16 protein-coding genes are annotated in these 16,077 nt (G+C 68.7%); 9 read left to right on the forward strand and 7 right to left on the reverse strand.

Annotation, left to right across the window (positions count from 1 at the left end; translation table 11 throughout):
* Positions 1–11 precede the first annotated feature (11 nt).
* The 4 genes from AC1Q6V_RS20055 to AC1Q6V_RS20070 are packed head-to-tail and all read left to right on the forward strand — an operon-like array spanning position 12 to position 2,496.
* Positions 12–512 (forward strand): GNAT family N-acetyltransferase, encoded by a 501-nt coding sequence (locus AC1Q6V_RS20055; protein WP_010810000.1) that lies wholly within the window; start codon positions 12–14, stop codon positions 510–512.
* Between the two features lie 24 nt (positions 513–536).
* Positions 537–1,331, forward strand: a complete 795-nt coding sequence (locus AC1Q6V_RS20060; RefSeq protein WP_010809999.1) for a TatD family hydrolase — start codon at positions 537–539, stop codon at positions 1,329–1,331.
* Positions 1,324–2,091, forward strand: coding sequence for an ankyrin repeat domain-containing protein (locus AC1Q6V_RS20065; RefSeq protein WP_011615157.1), 768 nt, complete (start codon positions 1,324–1,326; stop codon positions 2,089–2,091). The genes AC1Q6V_RS20060 and AC1Q6V_RS20065 overlap by 8 nt, the downstream gene beginning before the upstream one ends.
* 15 nt (positions 2,092–2,106) lie before the next feature.
* Entirely contained in the window at positions 2,107–2,496 is a 390-nt protein-coding gene (locus AC1Q6V_RS20070) for a YkvA family protein (RefSeq protein WP_454750100.1), read from the forward strand.
* Here AC1Q6V_RS20070 and egtB read toward each other — a convergent pair.
* Positions 2,493–3,782, reverse strand: coding sequence for an ergothioneine biosynthesis protein EgtB (gene egtB / locus AC1Q6V_RS20075; protein ID WP_010809996.1), 1,290 nt, complete (start codon positions 3,780–3,782; stop codon positions 2,493–2,495). The two genes, AC1Q6V_RS20070 and egtB, sit on opposite strands and share 4 nt — an antisense overlap.
* A 181-nt stretch (positions 3,783–3,963) precedes the next feature.
* Positions 3,964–4,584 carry an FMN-dependent NADH-azoreductase gene (locus tag AC1Q6V_RS20080; protein WP_010809995.1) on the reverse strand — a complete coding sequence of 207 codons (621 nt, stop codon included), beginning with the start codon at positions 4,582–4,584 and terminating at the stop codon, positions 3,964–3,966.
* Between the two features lie 140 nt (positions 4,585–4,724).
* Between AC1Q6V_RS20080 and AC1Q6V_RS20085 the strand changes: the two genes are divergently transcribed.
* The 3 genes from AC1Q6V_RS20085 (at position 4,725) to AC1Q6V_RS20095 (ending at position 7,120) form a co-directional block, all read left to right on the forward strand.
* The gene (locus AC1Q6V_RS20085; RefSeq protein ID WP_010809994.1) at positions 4,725–5,672 is read left to right on the forward strand and encodes a LysR family transcriptional regulator; all 948 of its coding nucleotides are present in this window, start codon (positions 4,725–4,727) and stop codon (positions 5,670–5,672) included.
* Positions 5,673–5,869: 197 nt separating this feature from the next.
* Entirely contained in the window at positions 5,870–6,289 is a 420-nt protein-coding gene (locus tag AC1Q6V_RS20090; RefSeq protein ID WP_010809993.1) for a DoxX family protein, read from the forward strand.
* 264 nt (positions 6,290–6,553) lie between these two features.
* The gene (locus AC1Q6V_RS20095; RefSeq protein WP_010809992.1) at positions 6,554–7,120 is read left to right on the forward strand and encodes a DUF4136 domain-containing protein; all 567 of its coding nucleotides are present in this window, start codon (positions 6,554–6,556) and stop codon (positions 7,118–7,120) included.
* A gap of 7 nt (positions 7,121–7,127) precedes the next feature.
* Here AC1Q6V_RS20095 and AC1Q6V_RS20100 read toward each other — a convergent pair whose 3' ends face one another.
* Positions 7,128–8,354, reverse strand: a complete 1,227-nt coding sequence (locus AC1Q6V_RS20100; RefSeq protein ID WP_454749145.1) for an EAL domain-containing response regulator — start codon at positions 8,352–8,354, stop codon at positions 7,128–7,130.
* A gap of 253 nt (positions 8,355–8,607) precedes the next feature.
* On the opposite strand from AC1Q6V_RS20100, the gene AC1Q6V_RS20105 reads away from it, so the two are divergent.
* Together AC1Q6V_RS20105 and AC1Q6V_RS20110 are read left to right on the forward strand one after the other, a co-directional pair.
* Positions 8,608–11,889 carry an FtsK/SpoIIIE family DNA translocase gene (locus AC1Q6V_RS20105; protein ID WP_492350769.1) on the forward strand — a complete coding sequence of 1,094 codons (3,282 nt, stop codon included), beginning with the start codon at positions 8,608–8,610 and terminating at the stop codon, positions 11,887–11,889.
* A 39-nt stretch (positions 11,890–11,928) separates the two neighbouring features.
* The gene (locus AC1Q6V_RS20110) at positions 11,929–12,264 is read left to right on the forward strand and encodes a cupin domain-containing protein (RefSeq protein WP_010811545.1); all 336 of its coding nucleotides are present in this window, start codon (positions 11,929–11,931) and stop codon (positions 12,262–12,264) included.
* A 34-nt stretch (positions 12,265–12,298) separates the two neighbouring features.
* Here the strand turns inward: AC1Q6V_RS20110 and AC1Q6V_RS20115 are convergent, their stop codons facing one another.
* The 4 genes from AC1Q6V_RS20115 to AC1Q6V_RS20130 are packed head-to-tail and all read right to left on the reverse strand — an operon-like array spanning position 12,299 to position 15,938.
* Positions 12,299–12,895, reverse strand: a complete 597-nt coding sequence (locus AC1Q6V_RS20115; RefSeq protein WP_010811546.1) for a peroxidase-related enzyme — start codon at positions 12,893–12,895, stop codon at positions 12,299–12,301.
* On the reverse strand, positions 12,892–13,428 hold the full coding sequence (locus AC1Q6V_RS20120) for a CMD domain protein (RefSeq protein ID WP_010811547.1): 537 nt from the start codon (positions 13,426–13,428) through the stop codon (positions 12,892–12,894). The genes AC1Q6V_RS20115 and AC1Q6V_RS20120 overlap by 4 nt, the downstream gene beginning before the upstream one ends.
* A 31-nt stretch (positions 13,429–13,459) precedes the next feature.
* The gene (locus AC1Q6V_RS20125; RefSeq protein WP_058697297.1) at positions 13,460–14,935 is read right to left on the reverse strand and encodes an FAD-dependent oxidoreductase; all 1,476 of its coding nucleotides are present in this window, start codon (positions 14,933–14,935) and stop codon (positions 13,460–13,462) included.
* On the reverse strand, positions 14,928–15,938 hold the full coding sequence (locus AC1Q6V_RS20130; RefSeq protein ID WP_011615164.1) for a LysR family transcriptional regulator: 1,011 nt from the start codon (positions 15,936–15,938) through the stop codon (positions 14,928–14,930). The genes AC1Q6V_RS20125 and AC1Q6V_RS20130 overlap by 8 nt, the downstream gene beginning before the upstream one ends.
* Between the last annotated feature and the right edge of the window lie 139 nt (positions 15,939–16,077).

Below are 16,077 nucleotides of genomic sequence, written 5' to 3' on the forward strand. Positions count from 1 at the left end.
TTTGATTTTCAATGAATTTTTCACTTCGCATTGCCGAGCCCCGCGACCTGCCGGGCATCGTCGCCATCTATAACGGCACCGTGCCCTCGCGCATGGTCACCGCCGATACCGAACCGGTCACCGTGGCCTCGCGCCAGGCCTGGTTCGATTCCCACCAGCCTGAACGCCGCCCGCTGTGGGTGTGCGAGGATGCCGACGGCCGCATGGCCGGCTGGATGAGCTTTTCAGACTTCTACGGCCGCCCGGCCTACGGCGCCACCGCCGAGGTGTCGATCTACCTGGACGCGCAGCGCCGCGGCCAGGGGCTGGGCCGCTACCTGCTGCAACAGGCCATCGACCATGCGCCCAGGGTCGGGGTGAACACGCTGCTCGGCTTTATCTTCGGCCACAATGCGCCCAGCCTGGGCCTGTTCGCGTCGCTGGGCTTTACGCGCTGGGGCGACCTGCCGCGCGTTGCCGTGCTCGACGGTGTCGAGCGCGACCTGATCATCGTCGGCCGCCGCGTGGACTGAGCCACCCGCCAACAGAGATTCCCCATGTTTGTCGATTCCCACTGCCATATCGATTTCCCCGAGTTGGCCGCGCGCCTGCCGGAACTGCTGGAGAACATGCGCGCCAACCAGGTCACGCATGCGCTGTGCATCTCGGTCACGCTGGAAGACTTCCCGCGCGTGCTGGCGCTGGCCGAGCAGCATCCCAACCTGTACGCCTCGGTCGGCGTGCACCCGGACTACGAAGAGGGCGAGGAACCCACGCTGGAGCGCCTGGTGGAGCTGTCCGCCCACCCGCGCGTGGTCGGCACCGGCGAGACCGGGCTGGACTACTACCGCCTGAACGGCCGCAGCATCGCCGACATGGAATGGCAGCGCGAGCGCTTCCGCACCCATATCCGCGCCGCGCGCCAGACCGGCAAGCCGCTGATCATCCATACCCGCTCGTCCGCCGACGACACGCTGCGCCTGATGCGCGAAGAGAACGCGCGCGAGGCCGGCGGTGTGATGCACTGCTTCACCGAGACCTGGGACGTCGCCCGCCAGGCACTGGATGAGGGTTTCCATATCTCGTTCTCGGGCATCGTCACCTTCAAGAGCGCGGCCGACCTGCAGGAAACCGCGCGCAAGGTGCCGCTGGAGCGCATGCTGATCGAGACCGATTCGCCCTACCTGGCGCCGGTGCCATACCGCGGCAAGACCAACGAACCTGCCTGGGTGCGCCATGTGGGCGAGTTCATCGCGCAGCTGCGCGGGGTCCCTGTGGAACAGGTCGCGGAACAGACGACGGAAAATTTCTTCAAGCTATTCAAGCATATTGACAGGGAATCGCATGTTTGACATGAAGTTTGCCCGACGCGCTGCCGGCGCCCTTGCGCTGGCCGCCGCCACGCTGGCGCAGGCCGCGCCTGCCGACGACATGCGCAAGGCCGTCGAATTCGACGACGCCAACACCGTCAAGAAGCTGCTGGCCAAGGGCGTCGATCCCAATCTGGTGGACAGCCGCGGCAACCCGGCGCTGGTGCTGGCGCTGCGCGAGAAGTCGCTGAAGGCGGCCACGGTGCTGATCCGCGCCAAGGACATCGATTTCGACAAGGCCAACCCGGCCGGCGAGACCCCGCTGATGATGGCCGCGCTGCAGGGTGAGCTGGACATGGTCAAGCTGATGGTCGACGAGATGGAGGCCGAGATCAACAAGACCGGCTGGACCCCGCTGCACTATGCGGCCACCAATGGCCACAACGACGTAGTCAAGTACCTGGTCGACCATGCCGCCTATATCGACGCCGAAAGCCCCAACGGCACCACGCCGCTGATGATGGCCGCGCGCGGCGGCCATATCGAGACCGTCAAGCTGCTGCTGGACGAGGGCGCCGACATGCGCCTGAAGAACCAGCAGGGCATGACCGTGATCGACTTTGCCGAGCGCTACAACCAGGCCGAGATCGCCAAGGGCCTGAAGGCGCGCTGGCAGAAGCTGTACCCGCAGACGCCGATCGCGGCGGCGCCGCCGCTGAAGGCGCCCACCGGCGAGCCGGGCGGGCAGCGGCCTGCGGCCCAGCAACCCGCGGCGCAGCAGCCCAAGACCAAGGGCTGGTAAGCGCTGATGCCGGCGATGGCCGTCGGCGCACGCCTGCGCCAGTGGGCGCGCGGGCTCAAGGCGAGCCTGCTGATGCTGTGGTTCTGCAGCCGCCACCCCGGCACGCCGTGGAGCGCGCGGCTGCTGGCCGCGCTGGTGGTGGCCTATGCCTTCAGCCCGATCGACCTGATCCCCGATTTCATCCCGGTGCTGGGCTATGTCGATGACGTGCTGCTGGTGCCGCTGGGTATCTGGCTGACGCTGCGGATGATTCCGTCGGCGGTAAAGGATGAATGCCGCGGCCGGGCCCAGGCGTGGCAGGCCACGCATGCAAAACGGCCGCGCAATCGCGCGGCCGCCGTGGTCATCGTGCTGGTGTGGGTGCTGCTGGCCTGGCTGGCGTGGCGCTGGCTGGCGCCGGGCTAGACATCGTCCGCCAGCCGCACCCCGGTGAACTGCCAGCGCTGGTGCGGATAGAAGAAGTTGCGGTACGTCGCCCGGATATGCGATTCGGGCGTGACGCAAGACCCGCCGCGCAGCACCATCTGGCCGCTCATGAACTTGCCGTTGTACTCGCCCACCGCACCGCCGTTCGGGCGGAAGCCCGGATACGGCAGGAAGGCGCTGCCGGTCCATTCCCACACATCGCCGAACATCTGGCGCAGCACGCCCGAGGTGTTCTGCCGGTCCGGCAACGGCCGCAGCGCGCGGCCTTCAACAAAATTCCCGGTGGCCGGCAGGCTGCGCGCCGCGTGCTCCCATTCGGCCTCGGTCGGCAGCCGGCGTTCGGCCCAGCGCGCGAATGCCTCGGCCTCATAGAAGCTGACGTGGGTGACGGGGCTGTCCGGGTCGACCGGATGCATCCCGCGCAGCGTCATCTGCCACCACGTGCCTTCGCGTTCTTCCCAGTAGAGCGGGGCCAGGATGCCTTGCTCGCACACCCAGCGCCAGCCGTCGGACAACCACAGCCCCGCCGTCTGGTAGCCGCCATCCTCGATGAATTCAAACCATTGCCGGTTGCTGACCGGGTGCGAGCACAGCGTGAACGGTGCCAGGTAGGCCTTGTGCCGCGGGCTTTCACAGTCAAAGGCAAAGGTCTCGCCGCGGTGGCCGATCTCCACCAGGCCGCCGTCAAAGCCGATCCAGTCCGGCGCGGGCCGAGGGTCGGCGATCACCGGCTCGGGCAGTTCCGGGGCAAAGGCGGGGCGCAGCGGGTTCTGCGCGAACAGATGCAGGATGTCGGCCAGCAGCAGTTCCTGGTGCTGCTGTTCATGCTGCAGGCCAAGCATGATCAGCGCTGCCTCGTCATCGGTCTGGGCGCTGCCCAGCAGCGTCAGCATCGATTCGTCCACGGCCTCGCGGTAGGCCAGCACCTCGTCCAGCGAGGGGCGGGTCAGCAGCCCGCGCTGCGGCCGCGGGTGGCGCGGTCCGACCGCTTCGTAGTACGAGTTGAAGAGGTAGCGGTAGTCCGGGTCCACCAGCTCGTAGTCCGGGATCCGCGCAGCCAGCACGAATTCCTCGAAGAACCATGTGGTGTGCGCCAGGTGCCATTTTGCCGGGCTGGCGTCGTCCATGGACTGCACGGTGGCATCGGCATCGGACAGGTCGGCCACCAGGGTCTCGGTGGCCGTGCGTACGTGGCGATACTGTGAAAGCAGGGCGGGTTCGTGCGGCGGATGGAGGGCGGCGGCTGGCAACAGGGCTGAAGTCATGCGGGCTCCCGGGAGTGGATCGGTCGATGACTGCAGGCGGCACGACAGCCGCGGGCAAATAGCCGGGGCCGGCGCGCCGCCCATGGCACGCGGGGCGCCATAGCGCCCCGATCCATCATAGACCCGATCCGTCCGCGGGGCGAGCCGGCGCCGTCCTGCAGCGCCGGCCGTCCACAGGACTTCAGGCGGCCAGGCGGCTGGCGTCGTTCAGCGCCGCGATTTCGGTGCGGGCGCTGGCCAGGCCGGCTTCGCGGAACTGCGGACCCATGGCCAGGCCGTGGGCACGCACGTAGGTGATGTCGGTGATGCCCAGGAAGCGGAACACGATGTCGACGGTCTTTTCGTGCAGGTCCAGTTCATTGGCATCCTGGCGCACGCCGCCGCGCGACGACACCACGATCACGCGCTTGCCGCCGGCCAGGCCCACCGGGCCGTTCTCGGTGTACTTGAAGGTGCGGCCAGCCTGCGCGATGCGGTCGATCCAGGCCTTGAGCTGGCTGGGGATGCTGAAGTTGTACTGAGGCACGCCCACCACCAGCACGTCGGCGGCCAGGAATTCGGCCAGCCATTGCTCGGTGCGCTGCAGCTCGGCTTCCTGGATGGCGCTCAGGCCTTCCTTCGGGCCGCCCAGCACGGGCAGCAGGTTGCCGGACAGGTGCGCCGGAGCGTCCTGGTCCAGATCGCGCACGGTGACCTTGGCGTCCGGGGTGGCGGCGACCAGGTCGGCCACCACGCTGGCGGTCAGGCTGCGCGAAACGGAGTTGTCGCCAAGTACGCTGGAATCGATCTGCAGGATGTTCATGTCTATCTCCACAAGGTGTGCGGTTGCGATGGATGAAAGATAGCGGCTGGCCATTGGTATCGGTAGTGAGGCAAAATGCAAATGATTGTTCTGCCGGCGCAACGCCAGCCTGGCGGCCGCACGTGATCCCGGAGCCATCCATGCAAGACCTCAACGACTTGTCCCTGTTTGCCCAGGTGGTCGAACACGGCAGTTTTTCCGCGGCCAGCCGCGCCTCAGGCGTGCCCAAGTCGCGCCTGAGCCGGCGCATCGCCCAGCTGGAACGCGACCTGGGCGTGCAGCTGCTGCGCCGCACGACACGGCAGGTGCGCGTTACGCCGCTTGGCGAATCCTTCTACGAACGCTGCCGCGCCATGCTCAATGAGGCCAAGGCGGCCCGCGAGGTCATCGAGCAGGCGCGCGAGCAGCCTGGCGGCACGCTGCGCGTGAGCTGCCCGATCGCCATCGCCCAGATCCTGCTGGCGCCGGCCATCGGCCATTTCATGCGCGCCAACCCGGCCGTGCGGATCGAGCTGGAGACCACCAACCGGCGCGTGGACGTGATCGGCGAAGGCTTCGACCTGGCCCTGCGCGTGCGCGAGTCCATGGAGGACTCCAGCCTGGCCGTGCGCACCTTCGGTGAAAGCCAGCTGATGCTGGTGGCCAGCCCCGCGCTGCTGGACAGCATCGGCCGCCCGCGCACACCGCAGGCGCTGGATGGCATGCCCGGCGTGGGCCAGCCGCCGCACGACGGCAAGCATGTCTGGACCCTGCGCTGCAAGACCAACGACTCGATCCAGATTGCCTATGAACCGCGCCTGGTCACCGAAGACTTCGTGCTGCTGCGCGAGGCGGCGATCGCCGGCGCGGGCGTGGCCATGCTGCCGCGGATGTATTGCCGCGATGCGCTGGAAAGCGGCGAGCTGGAACTGGTGTTGCCGCAGTACGACATGCCGGTCGGCACGCTGCACGCGGTGTTCCCCTCCCGCAAGGGCGTGACGCCTGCCACCCGGCGCTTTCTCGACTTCCTGGGCGAGGTCCTGCCCGAATGCGCATACAAGGTCGGCATGCTTGAGCCGCGGCAGCCAGCGATGCACCGGGTGGTGTAGCGCAGGCCTTCCGGATACGGCATGGCGGGATTGGCGAGGTGGTGTGCCGGTCGCATCCCGGCCAGCAGGCAGTCTCGTATTTGCGGCTTTACCTTCACGCCGCCTCGCACTAAGGTACAGGGGCGAGCCTTGCGCGTGAGGGTAAAGGCGCTTGGCTTCGACAACCAACTCGACAGACAACGGCAAGGAGAACGGCCATGGGTGGCTCTCAGGGTTCCCAGGACTTGGGCAAGGCGCTGCTGCGCATCGTGCTTGGCGTGTTGATCCTGATGCACGGCATCGCCAAGCTGACCGGTGCGTCCGGCATGGGCTTTGTGGGGAAGGTGGTCGCCGACGCCGGCTTGCCGGCATGGCTGGCCTACGGCGTCTACATTGGGGAAGTCGTGGCCCCGATCCTGCTGATCATCGGGCTGTGGAGCCGGCTGGCGGCGCTGATCGTTGCCATCAACATGGTGTTTGCGGTGGCGCTGGTGCATACCAAGCAGCTCGGCATGCTGTCCGATACCGGCGGCTGGGCGCTTGAGTTGCAGGGGATGTTCCTGGCCGCGGCGCTGGCGGTGGCCCTGCTGGGGGCGGGCCGGTTCAGCGTGGGCGGCATCAATGGCAAGCTGAACTAGTGCCCTGTTCCGCAAATACCTTGCCATGAAATCGCCCAGTTGGCCGCCATGCGTCGTTGCTCGTCGTTGCCATAGCTACGGCTATGGCGCCTCCTCGCGTTTAGCCTGACGACCAACTGGACGATTTCATTTTGGCAAGCCATCTGCGGAACAGGACACTAGCCCATCGGGTCAGATGGCGTACGGTGCGCCGGCGTTCCGGCGCCGGTGGCGCTTGCGCGTGGCTGCATGTGCGCGCTGCCGCGGACATCATGGAGATGTATCGTGAAACCCTTCCGGCAGCTCTTTCCCGTCGTGGCTGCGGCGCTGGTCCTGTCAGGCTGCGCCAGCGTGCCCGACATCAAGACTGACTACAATCGCAGCACTGACTTCAGTGCCTACCGCAGCTTTGGCTTCGTCGAGCATCTCGGCACCGACCGCCAGGGCTATGAAAGCCTGACCACCCAGTACTTCAAGTCTGCCGTGCAGCGGGAACTGACCGCGCGCGGCTACCGCTATGCGGCGCAGTCGCCGGACTTGCTGGTCAACTTCAATGCCCGGCTGCAGGAGAAGGTCCAGGTCAGCCCGGCGCCGACGCCGATGATGGGGTATTACGGTTATCGCGGCGGGCTGTATGCGCCGTGGCCGGGCTACGGCTTCTATAACGACGTCTATACCTACACCGAAGGCACGGTCAACATCGACCTGGTCGACCGGCGCCAGATGAAGCTGGTCTGGGAAGGCGTGGCGGTGGGCAGCGTGGACACCAGCGACAAGGCCAGCGCCCAGCAGCGCATCGACAAGACCGTGGCGCAGATCTTTGCCAAGTATCCGTTCCGGGCCGCGCAGTAGGGCCAGCTCACGCCGCCGGCGTGACTGCCGCCCGGTCGATGGCATCCGCGACGAAGACCTCGGCCGGCTTGGGCGCGGACCACAGGTAGCCCTGGCCCAGCGGGCAGCGCAGCGCCAGCAGCGCTGCGCGCTGGGCGTCGGTCTCGACGCCTTCGGCCACGCACTCCAGGCCCAGCTCGCGCGCCAGGTTGATCATGTTGCGGCAGATCGCGGCACGCTGGCCATGCCCGTCGACCTCGACAACGAACGAGCGGTCGAGCTTCAACTGCGTGAAAGGCAGGTCCGCCAGCAGCCTGAGCGTGGCGATGCCAACGCCGAAATCGTCGATCGCCACGCCGTAGCCGAGCAGCCGCAAGCGGTTCAGCGCGACCGACAGCGCCAGCGTATCGGGCACCGGATAGCCCTCGGTCAATTCCACCGTCAGCGCGTGCCGCGGCACGCCGCTGGCGGTCACCAGGGCATTGAACGTCTCCAGCACACCGGGCCGGCACAGGGTTTGCGCCGAGGCATTGATGCCCAGCGTGATGTGGATGCCCGCCGCGCGCAGCCGCTGCTGCGCTGCCAGGCACTGGCGGGCCACGAAGAAGAACACCGGGTCGGCCGCGTCGAGCGCTTCGAGCCGTGGGATAAAGAGGTCGGGCTGCACCAGACCGTGTTCGGGATGGCGCCAGCGCACCAGTGCCTCGGCACCGGCCAGCCGGCCACTGGCAATCTCGTGCTGGGGCTGCAGCATGACCAGCAGGTCCGTGCCCGAGCGGGTGGCGGGGACCAGTTCTGCGTCGTCGGGCGACCACGCCGGCGTGGTGGATTCGCTAACAGGCTGGCGCACCAGCGCATCGGCCAGGATCTCTTCCACCGCATCGCGCGACAGCGGCTTGCGCAGCGCGTGCACGCGCGGGATGCCGGCGGCGTGCGCCAGGCCGCGGTTTGAATCCAGGATGTCCTCCGCCAGCGCCGTCACCCAGACCCATACCGGCGCCGTCCCGGCAAAGGCATGCTGCCCGCGCCGGTGCAGTTCGGCAATCAGCTCGGGGCCGTTGCCGCCAGGCATTTCGATGTCGCAGAACACGATGTCGAACGGTTCGCGTGCAAGGATCTCGGCCGCCTGCGTGCCGTTTTCAGCTGAAACCAGGGTCTGCACGCCCAGATACCGCAGCAGCCCCTCGGCCGCGACGCGCTGGAACGGATGGTCTTCGACGACAAGAATGCGCAGCCTGGCGTAGCGGATCGGCATGGGGGAGGGGAAGGCGGCGGGCCGCCGGAGTGCAATTCGATTGGGGGTTGCCGCATGGTAGCGCGGCGCCGCTGCGCCAACCACCGGATGGCGCAAAGTCTGGCGCCGCTGGCATGCGGAATCGCACAGGGGATCGTTGCGCAATCGCCCCGGAAACGCGCTGCGTTACGAATATTTGCGCTTTCCGATTCAATCGCCGCCTGCCATAACCGCTACAATCGCTGCCCGTAGTTTTGAACATGGCATGTCGATAATGGGTTTTGGCTGGTTCGGATTTTCGACTTTCTGGATAGTGCCGCTGGTCTGGCGGCTGGTGACGCGCTGGCTCGCCGGCGAGCGCCGGCTGGCAGGGCCCGGCTCATTGCGCGTCTGGCTCGGCACGCTCGCCGTGCTGTGCGCGAGCGCCTGCCTCGAAGCGCTGACCAGCGGCACCGATCCGGAATCGAGCGCTGGCGGTTCGGCCGGCCGCGCGCTGGCCGGCATGATGGGCAACCTGTTCGGCTGGACCGGTGCCTTGCTGTTGATGCTGGGCGTGCTGGCGCTGGCCGCGCCGATGGTGTTCGGTGAAACCTGGCGCAGCCTGTTCTCGCGCAAGCCGCGCCGCGCCGCCGCGCCTGACGCGGCGCCGGAAGAGCCGCCGGTTTCCTTTGCTGCCACCCAGCCGATGCGCGACGCAGAGCGCCGCGATGCGCCGGCGGCAGGCACCCCCGGCTGGACCGCGCCCGCCACGCGCCATCGCAGCTTTGAGGCAGTCTCGGCGCGCCGCCAGCCCGCCTGGCAACCGCCGCGCCGCACGCGTGAATCCCCGCCGCAGCCGGGCGAGATCTGGCTGCACCACGCCGAGTCGCCGGGCGCGGTCAAGCCGGCGCGCGCCGCGCCGCCCGCACCCGTGGCGGCGGCACCGGCGCCGCGTCCGGCCCAGCCGGCGGCGCGCAGGCCGGCCCCGACGGCAGCCCCTTCACCGGCTCCGGCGCCGCGGCCGGCGCAGTCCCTGCGCGGCACGGTCGTCAGCAGCCCGTTCCGCCAGCCGCAGCCGCTGGTGCGTTCGGCGATTACGACGCTGCCCGAGGCTTCCGGCAAGAGCATCGCCGCGGCCGCTGCTTCAGTCACCGTAGCTGCCGCCGTATCCGCGCCGGCCGAAGCCGAAGCCGAAGCCGCCGCCGCTGCGCCGGCGCCCACTGGCGCCACGCAAGCCGTGGCCGCTCCCGCGCAGCCGGTTACCAGCCCGGAACCTGAGGTAGTGGCAGTGCCCGAAGCGCCTGCCATGGAACCAGTGTCCGCAGACACCGATATCGTTGGCGATATTGCGCCGGAAGCCGTGCCGGCCGAAGCCGACGAAGCCACGCTTGCCGCGATCCGGCAGGAAGCCCTTGACCTGCTGGCCGAGTTGCAGGCGCTGGCCGGCAAGCCGGTAGTGCCGCAAGCGGCTGCGCCGCAACCGCAACAACTGGACGCGGCTGTGCCGGATTCGGCGCCGGACATTGCCGGCGACGCAGAACCGCAAGCACTGGCTACCGTCACCCTGCCAGCCGAAGCCGAAGCCGAAGCCGAAGCCGAAGCCGAAGCCGAAGCCGAAGCCGAAGCCGAAGCCGAAGCCGAAGCCGAAGCGAGGAGCGGAGATCACGCCGTTGTCATTGGGGAACCCGAAGCGCTGGCAGCAGCCGGGCCCGCACTGGATATCACCGGCGCCGAGGCAGTAGCCCAGGCCGTGGCAAGCTCCGCGATGGAAGAGGGCAGCGCTCTCGATGCCAGCACCCCGGCACCCGCGGAGGACAGCGAACCGGACGGATTGATGGACGGCAACGGCCTGATCGCCGAGGAGGCGGAACCCGATGCGGCCGAGCCTGCCGAGGCAGCAGCACTGCCTGAAGCGACCGAGGCCCCGGAAGTCCCTGAGCCCGCTGAGGCGCCTGCACTGAACCAGGCGCCGGTCCCGGCCGCCAAGCCGCGCATCGTGCTGCCCGCCGTGGTCGGCCGCACCGTGCCGCTGGCTACCGCCCAGCCTGCGCCCGTGCCGGTGCCGGTCGCGCCGCCGCCGCCGCGCCCCATCGTTGACTACCGCCTGCCACCGGCCGACCTGCTGGAGACCGGGGTGGACAGCGCCGAACAGGTATCGGAAGAACGCCTGCGCGAAACCGGCGAGCTGATCGCCCAGCGGCTGGCCGAGTTCAAGGTGCCAGTCGCCGTGGTCGGCGCCGGCGCCGGCCCGGTGATCACCCGCTTCGAGGTCGAGCCCGCCATGGGCGTGCGCGGCGCCCAGGTGGTCGGGCTGATGAAGGACCTGGCGCGCGCGCTGGGCGTGACCTCGATCCGCGTGGTCGAGACCATTCCCGGCAAGACCTGCATGGGGCTGGAGCTGCCCAATGCGCGCCGGCAGATGATCCGGCTGTCGGAGATCGTCAACGCGGCCTCGTTCCAGGCGCACCATTCGCGGCTGGTGCTGGCCATGGGCAAGGACATCACCGGCAATCCGGTGGTGACCGACCTGGCCCGCGCACCGCACCTGCTGGTGGCCGGCACCACCGGCTCGGGCAAGTCGGTGGCGGTCAACGCCATGATCCTGTCGATGCTGTACAAGGCCACGCCCGAAGACGTGCGCCTGATCATGATCGACCCCAAGATGCTGGAACTGTCGGTCTATGAGGGCATCCCCCACCTGCTGGCGCCGGTGGTCACCGACATGAAGCAGGCCGCGCACGCGCTCAACTGGTGCGTCGGCGAGATGGAAAAGCGCTACAAGCTGATGTCGGCTCTGGGCGTGCGCAACCTGGCCGGCTACAACCAGAAGATCCGCGCCGCGGAGGCCGCCGAGCGCAAAGTGCCGAACCCGTTCTCGCTGACGCCGGACGCGCCCGAGCCGCTGTCGCGCCTGCCGATGATCGTGGTGGTGATCGACGAACTGGCCGACCTGATGATGGTCGCCGGCAAGAAGATCGAGGAACTGATCGCGCGCCTGGCGCAGAAGGCGCGCGCCGCCGGCATCCACCTGATCCTGGCCACGCAGCGCCCCTCGGTGGACGTGATCACCGGCCTGATCAAGGCCAATATCCCGACGCGCGTGGCGTTCCAGGTCTCGTCCAAGATCGATTCGCGCACCATCCTTGACCAGATGGGCGCCGAGAGCCTGCTCGGCCAGGGCGACATGCTGTTCCTGCCGCCTGGCACCGGCTATCCGCAGCGCGTGCATGGCGCTTTTGTTGCCGACGACGAAGTGCACCGCGTGGTGGAACACTGGAAGCAGTTCGGCGAGCCGGACTACGATGAAACCATCCTTGCCGGCGACCCGGCCGAGGCCGGCAGCACCGACCTGTTCGGCGACAGCGGCGGCGACGGCGAGGCCGACCCGCTCTACGACGAAGCCGCCAGCTTTGTGCTGACCAGCCGCCGCGCCTCGATCTCCGCCGTGCAGCGCCAGCTGCGCATCGGCTACAACCGCGCGGCACGCCTGATCGAGCAGATGGAGGTGGCCGGATTGGTGTCGCCGATGGGCCGCAACGGCGCGCGCGACGTACTGGCGCCGGGGCCGGGTAACTGACCGGGGTCGGCAACCACGACTTCCCTTCCAGGAGGCAGCATGCAGCCTGAACACGGAAACCTGCTGGCGGACGTCCCGGCCGGCGCGGCGCAGGAACTTTTCCAGCCGCTGCTGGAACGGCCCGGGCTGCGGATCGAGCGCATCGTCTCCAACGGGCAGGCCAGTCCTGAGGGCTTCTGGTACGACAGCGCAGAGGCGGAATGGGTGCTGCTGGTCAGCGGCAGCGCCGCCATCGAGATCGAAGGCCAGTCCGGCTTGTATCCCATGAAGCCGGGGGATTGGCTGCATCTTCCGGCCCACTGCCGCCACCGGGTGGCGTGGACCGATGCCAGCCAGCCCAGTGTCTGGCTGGCGGTGCATCACAGCGCGGGCTGAGCGCCCGCGCGCATTGCGGCTGGCGCCTGACGGCTTACTCCCCGGATTGCTCCGGAAACACCGGCTCGCCCAGGTTCAGCATCAGCCGGTTCGCCCAGGCAAAGATGGCGATCGAGTGGATCAGGTCCAGGATTTCCGCATCCGTGACGCCCGCTTCCCGCAACGGCTTGAGCTGCTCGGCAGTGACTTCGGCGGGCCGCTCGGTCAGTTCGATCGAGAACTTCGCGATTGCCTGTTCGCGCGCAGTCGTGCCGGCGGTATGGGGATCGTCGAACACCTGGCGGATCACGTCGTTGCGCTTGGCCAGTTGTTCGAAGCGCTGCGCATGCACCGATGCGCAGTAGACGCAGCCATTGATGCGCGATACCACCGTGGTGGAGAGCTCGCGTTCGGCACGCGGCATGCCGCCGGGGGCGTACATGATGGCGTTGAAGGCGGTGGAGCGCTGGCGCAGGATTTCGGGCTGGTGCACCAGGAAGCGGTAGTAATCCTGGACCTTGGCCTTGGGGTGGCTCTCTTCGAGTACGGCGACCTGCTCGGGCGTGGCCTGGTCGAGTTCGACCACGTCCAGCCAGGCCTTCCAGTCGAGGACTTCATTGGTGAAGCCGTGGGATTTGATGATCTCGCTCATGCCTGGGCTCCTGCGGCGTTGTCGTTCAGTGCTTTCAGCGCATCCAAGCCGGCCACCAGCCGGACCTGGTACGACAGGAAGGCGATCAGTTGCGCCAGCGTGACCACTGCCGGGGTGCTCAGGCCGGCGGCGGGCAGGGCCTGCAGCGCGGCCTTGTCGCCCTCAACGGGCTTTTCGATCAGCTTGCGGGTGAACTCCAGCATGGCGTGCAGGCGCGTGTCGGCAATATCCTCCGGCTGGCCTTCGGCCGCGGCGCGGACCTGGCTGACATCTGCGCCGGCCTGCTCAAGGCGCGCGCGATAGTGTGCCGCCAGCGCCGTCGACGGCGTCAGGCGTGCCGCGTACAACGCAACCAGCAGGCGCTCTGCCAGCGACAGGCCAGGCAGGGCGGGGTCGAACAGGGCGTCGTAGCTGCCTTGCGTGGCGGCCACGACCTTGTTGCGCTGGTGGCGCAGCGCGTGTGTCGCGCTACCCGGCGCGAGGCCGGTGAGCTGGTCGATCAGGTCGACCGTGGAAGTCGGGGGCTGGGTCATCGGACTCTCCAGGTTCAGGTCGGGGTGGGATTCAGGCCTTGGCTGCGCGCAGCGCCGGCGGCGGGGCCGGCACCCATTCGTCGCCGAAGACTTCGGGTTCGGCATAGGCCTGCAGCGCGGCGTAGTGCAGCTCAACGTCTTCCCGGTACAGCAGCGCGGCAATGCCCTGGCCGAGCCGGCGTGCGCCGTCGCTGATCGCCGGGATGTCGCCGGACACGGTGCCGTGCGACAGCGCCGCCGGATAGCAGAAGCAGTGGATGCGCGTGACGCCGGGGCAGGCGCCGGGCGTTTTCTCCTGGAATTCGAAGGCTGCGCCGAGATCGGGAGAGTCGGACAGCTCGCGGTCTTCCTGGCCCGCGGGCGGCGCATGGCGGTCGCGCCAGAAGCGGATATGCGGGGCGAAGGCGGCGAACTCCGGCCGTGTTTCCAGCGCGATGCGGAAGCCCGTCGAGAAGATCAGGAAGTCCAGCTCGAACGTGCCCTGCGGTGTCTGCACGTGCAGGACATCGCCTTGCGCCTCGATCGCTTCCAGCGCTGCGCCCAGGTTGAAGTAGGCATTGGCATGGCGCGACACGCGCAGCGTGCTGCCGCGCGGCGGCGGCACCTGCTGGGTGTTGATGTAATGGCGCAGCCGCCATTTCCAGGCATCGGGCAGCCCGTAGTGGCCGAAGGTCAGGCCAGGGTTGCCGGCGCCCTTGCTCTTGTTGACGCGCGGAATGTCCGGGCGGCGGATCAGCATTTCGACGCTGGCGGCGCCCGCCTCCAGCGCGGTCGCGGCGCTGTCCATGCCCGAGGCGCCTGCGCCGACCACGCCCACGCGCTTGCCGCGCAGCTTGGCGTAGTCCATCTCGTCCGACGAGTGCGCCCACAGGTGGCGCGGCAGCGTGTCCGCGACCGGCGGCACGTAGGCACCGCCCAGGCCGTCACGGCCGGTGGCCAGCACCACGCGGCGCGCCAGCACGGTGTGCGGGCCGTCCGGGGTCTGCATCGACAGCGCCACCAGGCCGTCCGCGCGCGGCACGATGGCGTCGACCTGGTGCTGGTTGCGGATATCCAGCGCCAGCACCTGGCGGTACCAGCGCAGGTAGTCCATCCATTGCAGGCGCGGGATCTTGTCCAGCGTTTGCCAGGCGGCCTCGCCGAACTGCGCCTCGAACCAGGCGCGGAAGGTCAGGGCCGGCAGGCCCAGCGCGGGGCCGGTCAGCTGCTTGGGCGAGCGCAGCGTCTCCATGCGCGCGGTGGTGGCCCACGGGCCTTCGAAGCCCGCCGGGGCGCGGTCAAAGGCGCGCACGCGGATGCCCAGGTGCGTCAGCGTGGCGCAGGCTGCGAGTCCCGCCATGCCGCCGCCGATGACGGCGACGTCGAGCACGTCCTGGCCATCGTGGCTGCGCGGCATGGTCCAGGCCTTGGCGGGCAGGTCCAGCCAGGACAGGTCCTGGCGCAGGCGCGCTTCAAGCGCGGCCAGGCCGGCGGCGGGGGTAAGGGCGGGGGCGGATAGGTCAGTCATGGCTTGGAAGTCCGGCATCTTGCGTGAGCGTGTCAGCGTCGTCGCTGGCATCGCCATAGAGCGATTGCAGCAGCGCGCCGTGTTCGGCGGGATCGCGCCGCACAAGGTCGGGCAACAGCGCGGCGGCGGCGTCGGCCACGGCCTGCACCAGCCCCAGCACCGCCGTGCTGGCCGGGCGGGCCTGTGGCGTGATCACGCCGAAGTAGAAAGGGATATCGGCATCGATGGGCCGCACGGCGATATCGGCCAGCGGCAGGCCGCGGGCGGTCACCGGCTCCAGCACGGCGATGCCCAGCCCGGCGCGCACCAGGGTCAGCGCGCTGATCGAGGTGTTGGTGTCGATCACGCCCGCTTCGGGCACGCCGGCGCCAGCCAGGGCCCGGTCGACGCGGCGGCGCAGCCGGTACGGGTTCTGCATGGTCACGATGCGGCGCCCGCGGCAGTCCTGCAGCGCGATCGCAGGCTGTGCGGCCAGTGCGTCGTCGGCACGCACGGCTGCGACGCACGCGGACTGGCCGATCCAGTGCACGGTCACGCCGCGATGTTCCAGCGGCAGGCTGTTCAGACCGATGTCGGCGGCGCCGGTCAGCACCGCGTGCACCACCTGTTCGGGCGACACACTCTGCACCGCGACGCGTTCCGGCGCGCACAGCCCGCGCTCAAAGGCCAGCGCCAGCGCCGGCGGCAGCAGGCCGGCCGCCAGCGCCGGGGTCGCGGCAATGCGCAGGGGCCGGCCATCGCCGCGCGCCAGCGCCGCGGCGCGGGTGCGGATCTGCTGCATGCCGGCCAGCGTCTGCTCGACTTCGTCATAGAGCAGGAAGCCTTGCTCGGTCGGGCTGACGCGCGGGCCGCTGCGGGTGAACAGGGCAAAGCCCAGCTCGGCCTCCAGCTCCTGGATCAGCCGCGTGATGGCCGGCTGCGAGCGGCCGAGCAGGCGCCCGGCGGCGGTGACGCTGCCGGTCGTGACGACTGCGGCGAAGGCTTCCAGTTGCCGGATTTCCATGGCGGGCTGGGTCTCGGGATTAATGTATGTGTAATCCGGATTCTGATGCCTTCATCATGCAAATAGCAAATACTATTTCGGGATAAGGACATGCGGCAGCTATGATGTAGCGATGCCGGGCGCACACCGGCCCCATATC

Source organism: Cupriavidus sp. GW823-FHT07B10 (assembly GCF_058794355.1).

What these genes read in the sequence shown, in the direction of transcription:
- AC1Q6V_RS20080 (WP_010809995.1), bottom strand. Translation starts at nt 4,584, where the DNA reads ATGAACATCCTGCAGATCGATTCCAGCGTACTTGGCGACAACTCCGTT.
- AC1Q6V_RS20120 (WP_010811547.1), bottom strand. Translation starts at nt 13,428, where the DNA reads ATGACCCAGCCCCCGACTTCCACGGTCGACCTGATCGACCAGCTCACC.
- AC1Q6V_RS20070 (WP_454750100.1), top strand. Translation starts at nt 2,107, where the DNA reads ATGGCCGTCGGCGCACGCCTGCGCCAGTGGGCGCGCGGGCTCAAGGCG.
- AC1Q6V_RS20110 (WP_010811545.1), top strand. Translation starts at nt 11,929, where the DNA reads ATGCAGCCTGAACACGGAAACCTGCTGGCGGACGTCCCGGCCGGCGCG.
- AC1Q6V_RS20125 (WP_058697297.1), bottom strand. Translation starts at nt 14,935, where the DNA reads ATGACTGACCTATCCGCCCCCGCCCTTACCCCCGCCGCCGGCCTGGCC.
- AC1Q6V_RS20105 (WP_492350769.1), top strand. Translation starts at nt 8,608, where the DNA reads ATGGGTTTTGGCTGGTTCGGATTTTCGACTTTCTGGATAGTGCCGCTG.
- AC1Q6V_RS20060 (WP_010809999.1), top strand. Translation starts at nt 537, where the DNA reads ATGTTTGTCGATTCCCACTGCCATATCGATTTCCCCGAGTTGGCCGCG.
- AC1Q6V_RS20090 (WP_010809993.1), top strand. Translation starts at nt 5,870, where the DNA reads ATGGGTGGCTCTCAGGGTTCCCAGGACTTGGGCAAGGCGCTGCTGCGC.
- AC1Q6V_RS20115 (WP_010811546.1), bottom strand. Translation starts at nt 12,895, where the DNA reads ATGAGCGAGATCATCAAATCCCACGGCTTCACCAATGAAGTCCTCGAC.
- AC1Q6V_RS20100 (WP_454749145.1), bottom strand. Translation starts at nt 8,354, where the DNA reads ATGCCGATCCGCTACGCCAGGCTGCGCATTCTTGTCGTCGAAGACCAT.
- AC1Q6V_RS20085 (WP_010809994.1), top strand. Translation starts at nt 4,725, where the DNA reads ATGCAAGACCTCAACGACTTGTCCCTGTTTGCCCAGGTGGTCGAACAC.
- egtB (WP_010809996.1), bottom strand. Translation starts at nt 3,782, where the DNA reads ATGACTTCAGCCCTGTTGCCAGCCGCCGCCCTCCATCCGCCGCACGAA.
- AC1Q6V_RS20130 (WP_011615164.1), bottom strand. Translation starts at nt 15,938, where the DNA reads ATGGAAATCCGGCAACTGGAAGCCTTCGCCGCAGTCGTCACGACCGGC.
- AC1Q6V_RS20055 (WP_010810000.1), top strand. Translation starts at nt 12, where the DNA reads ATGAATTTTTCACTTCGCATTGCCGAGCCCCGCGACCTGCCGGGCATC.
- AC1Q6V_RS20065 (WP_011615157.1), top strand. Translation starts at nt 1,324, where the DNA reads ATGTTTGACATGAAGTTTGCCCGACGCGCTGCCGGCGCCCTTGCGCTG.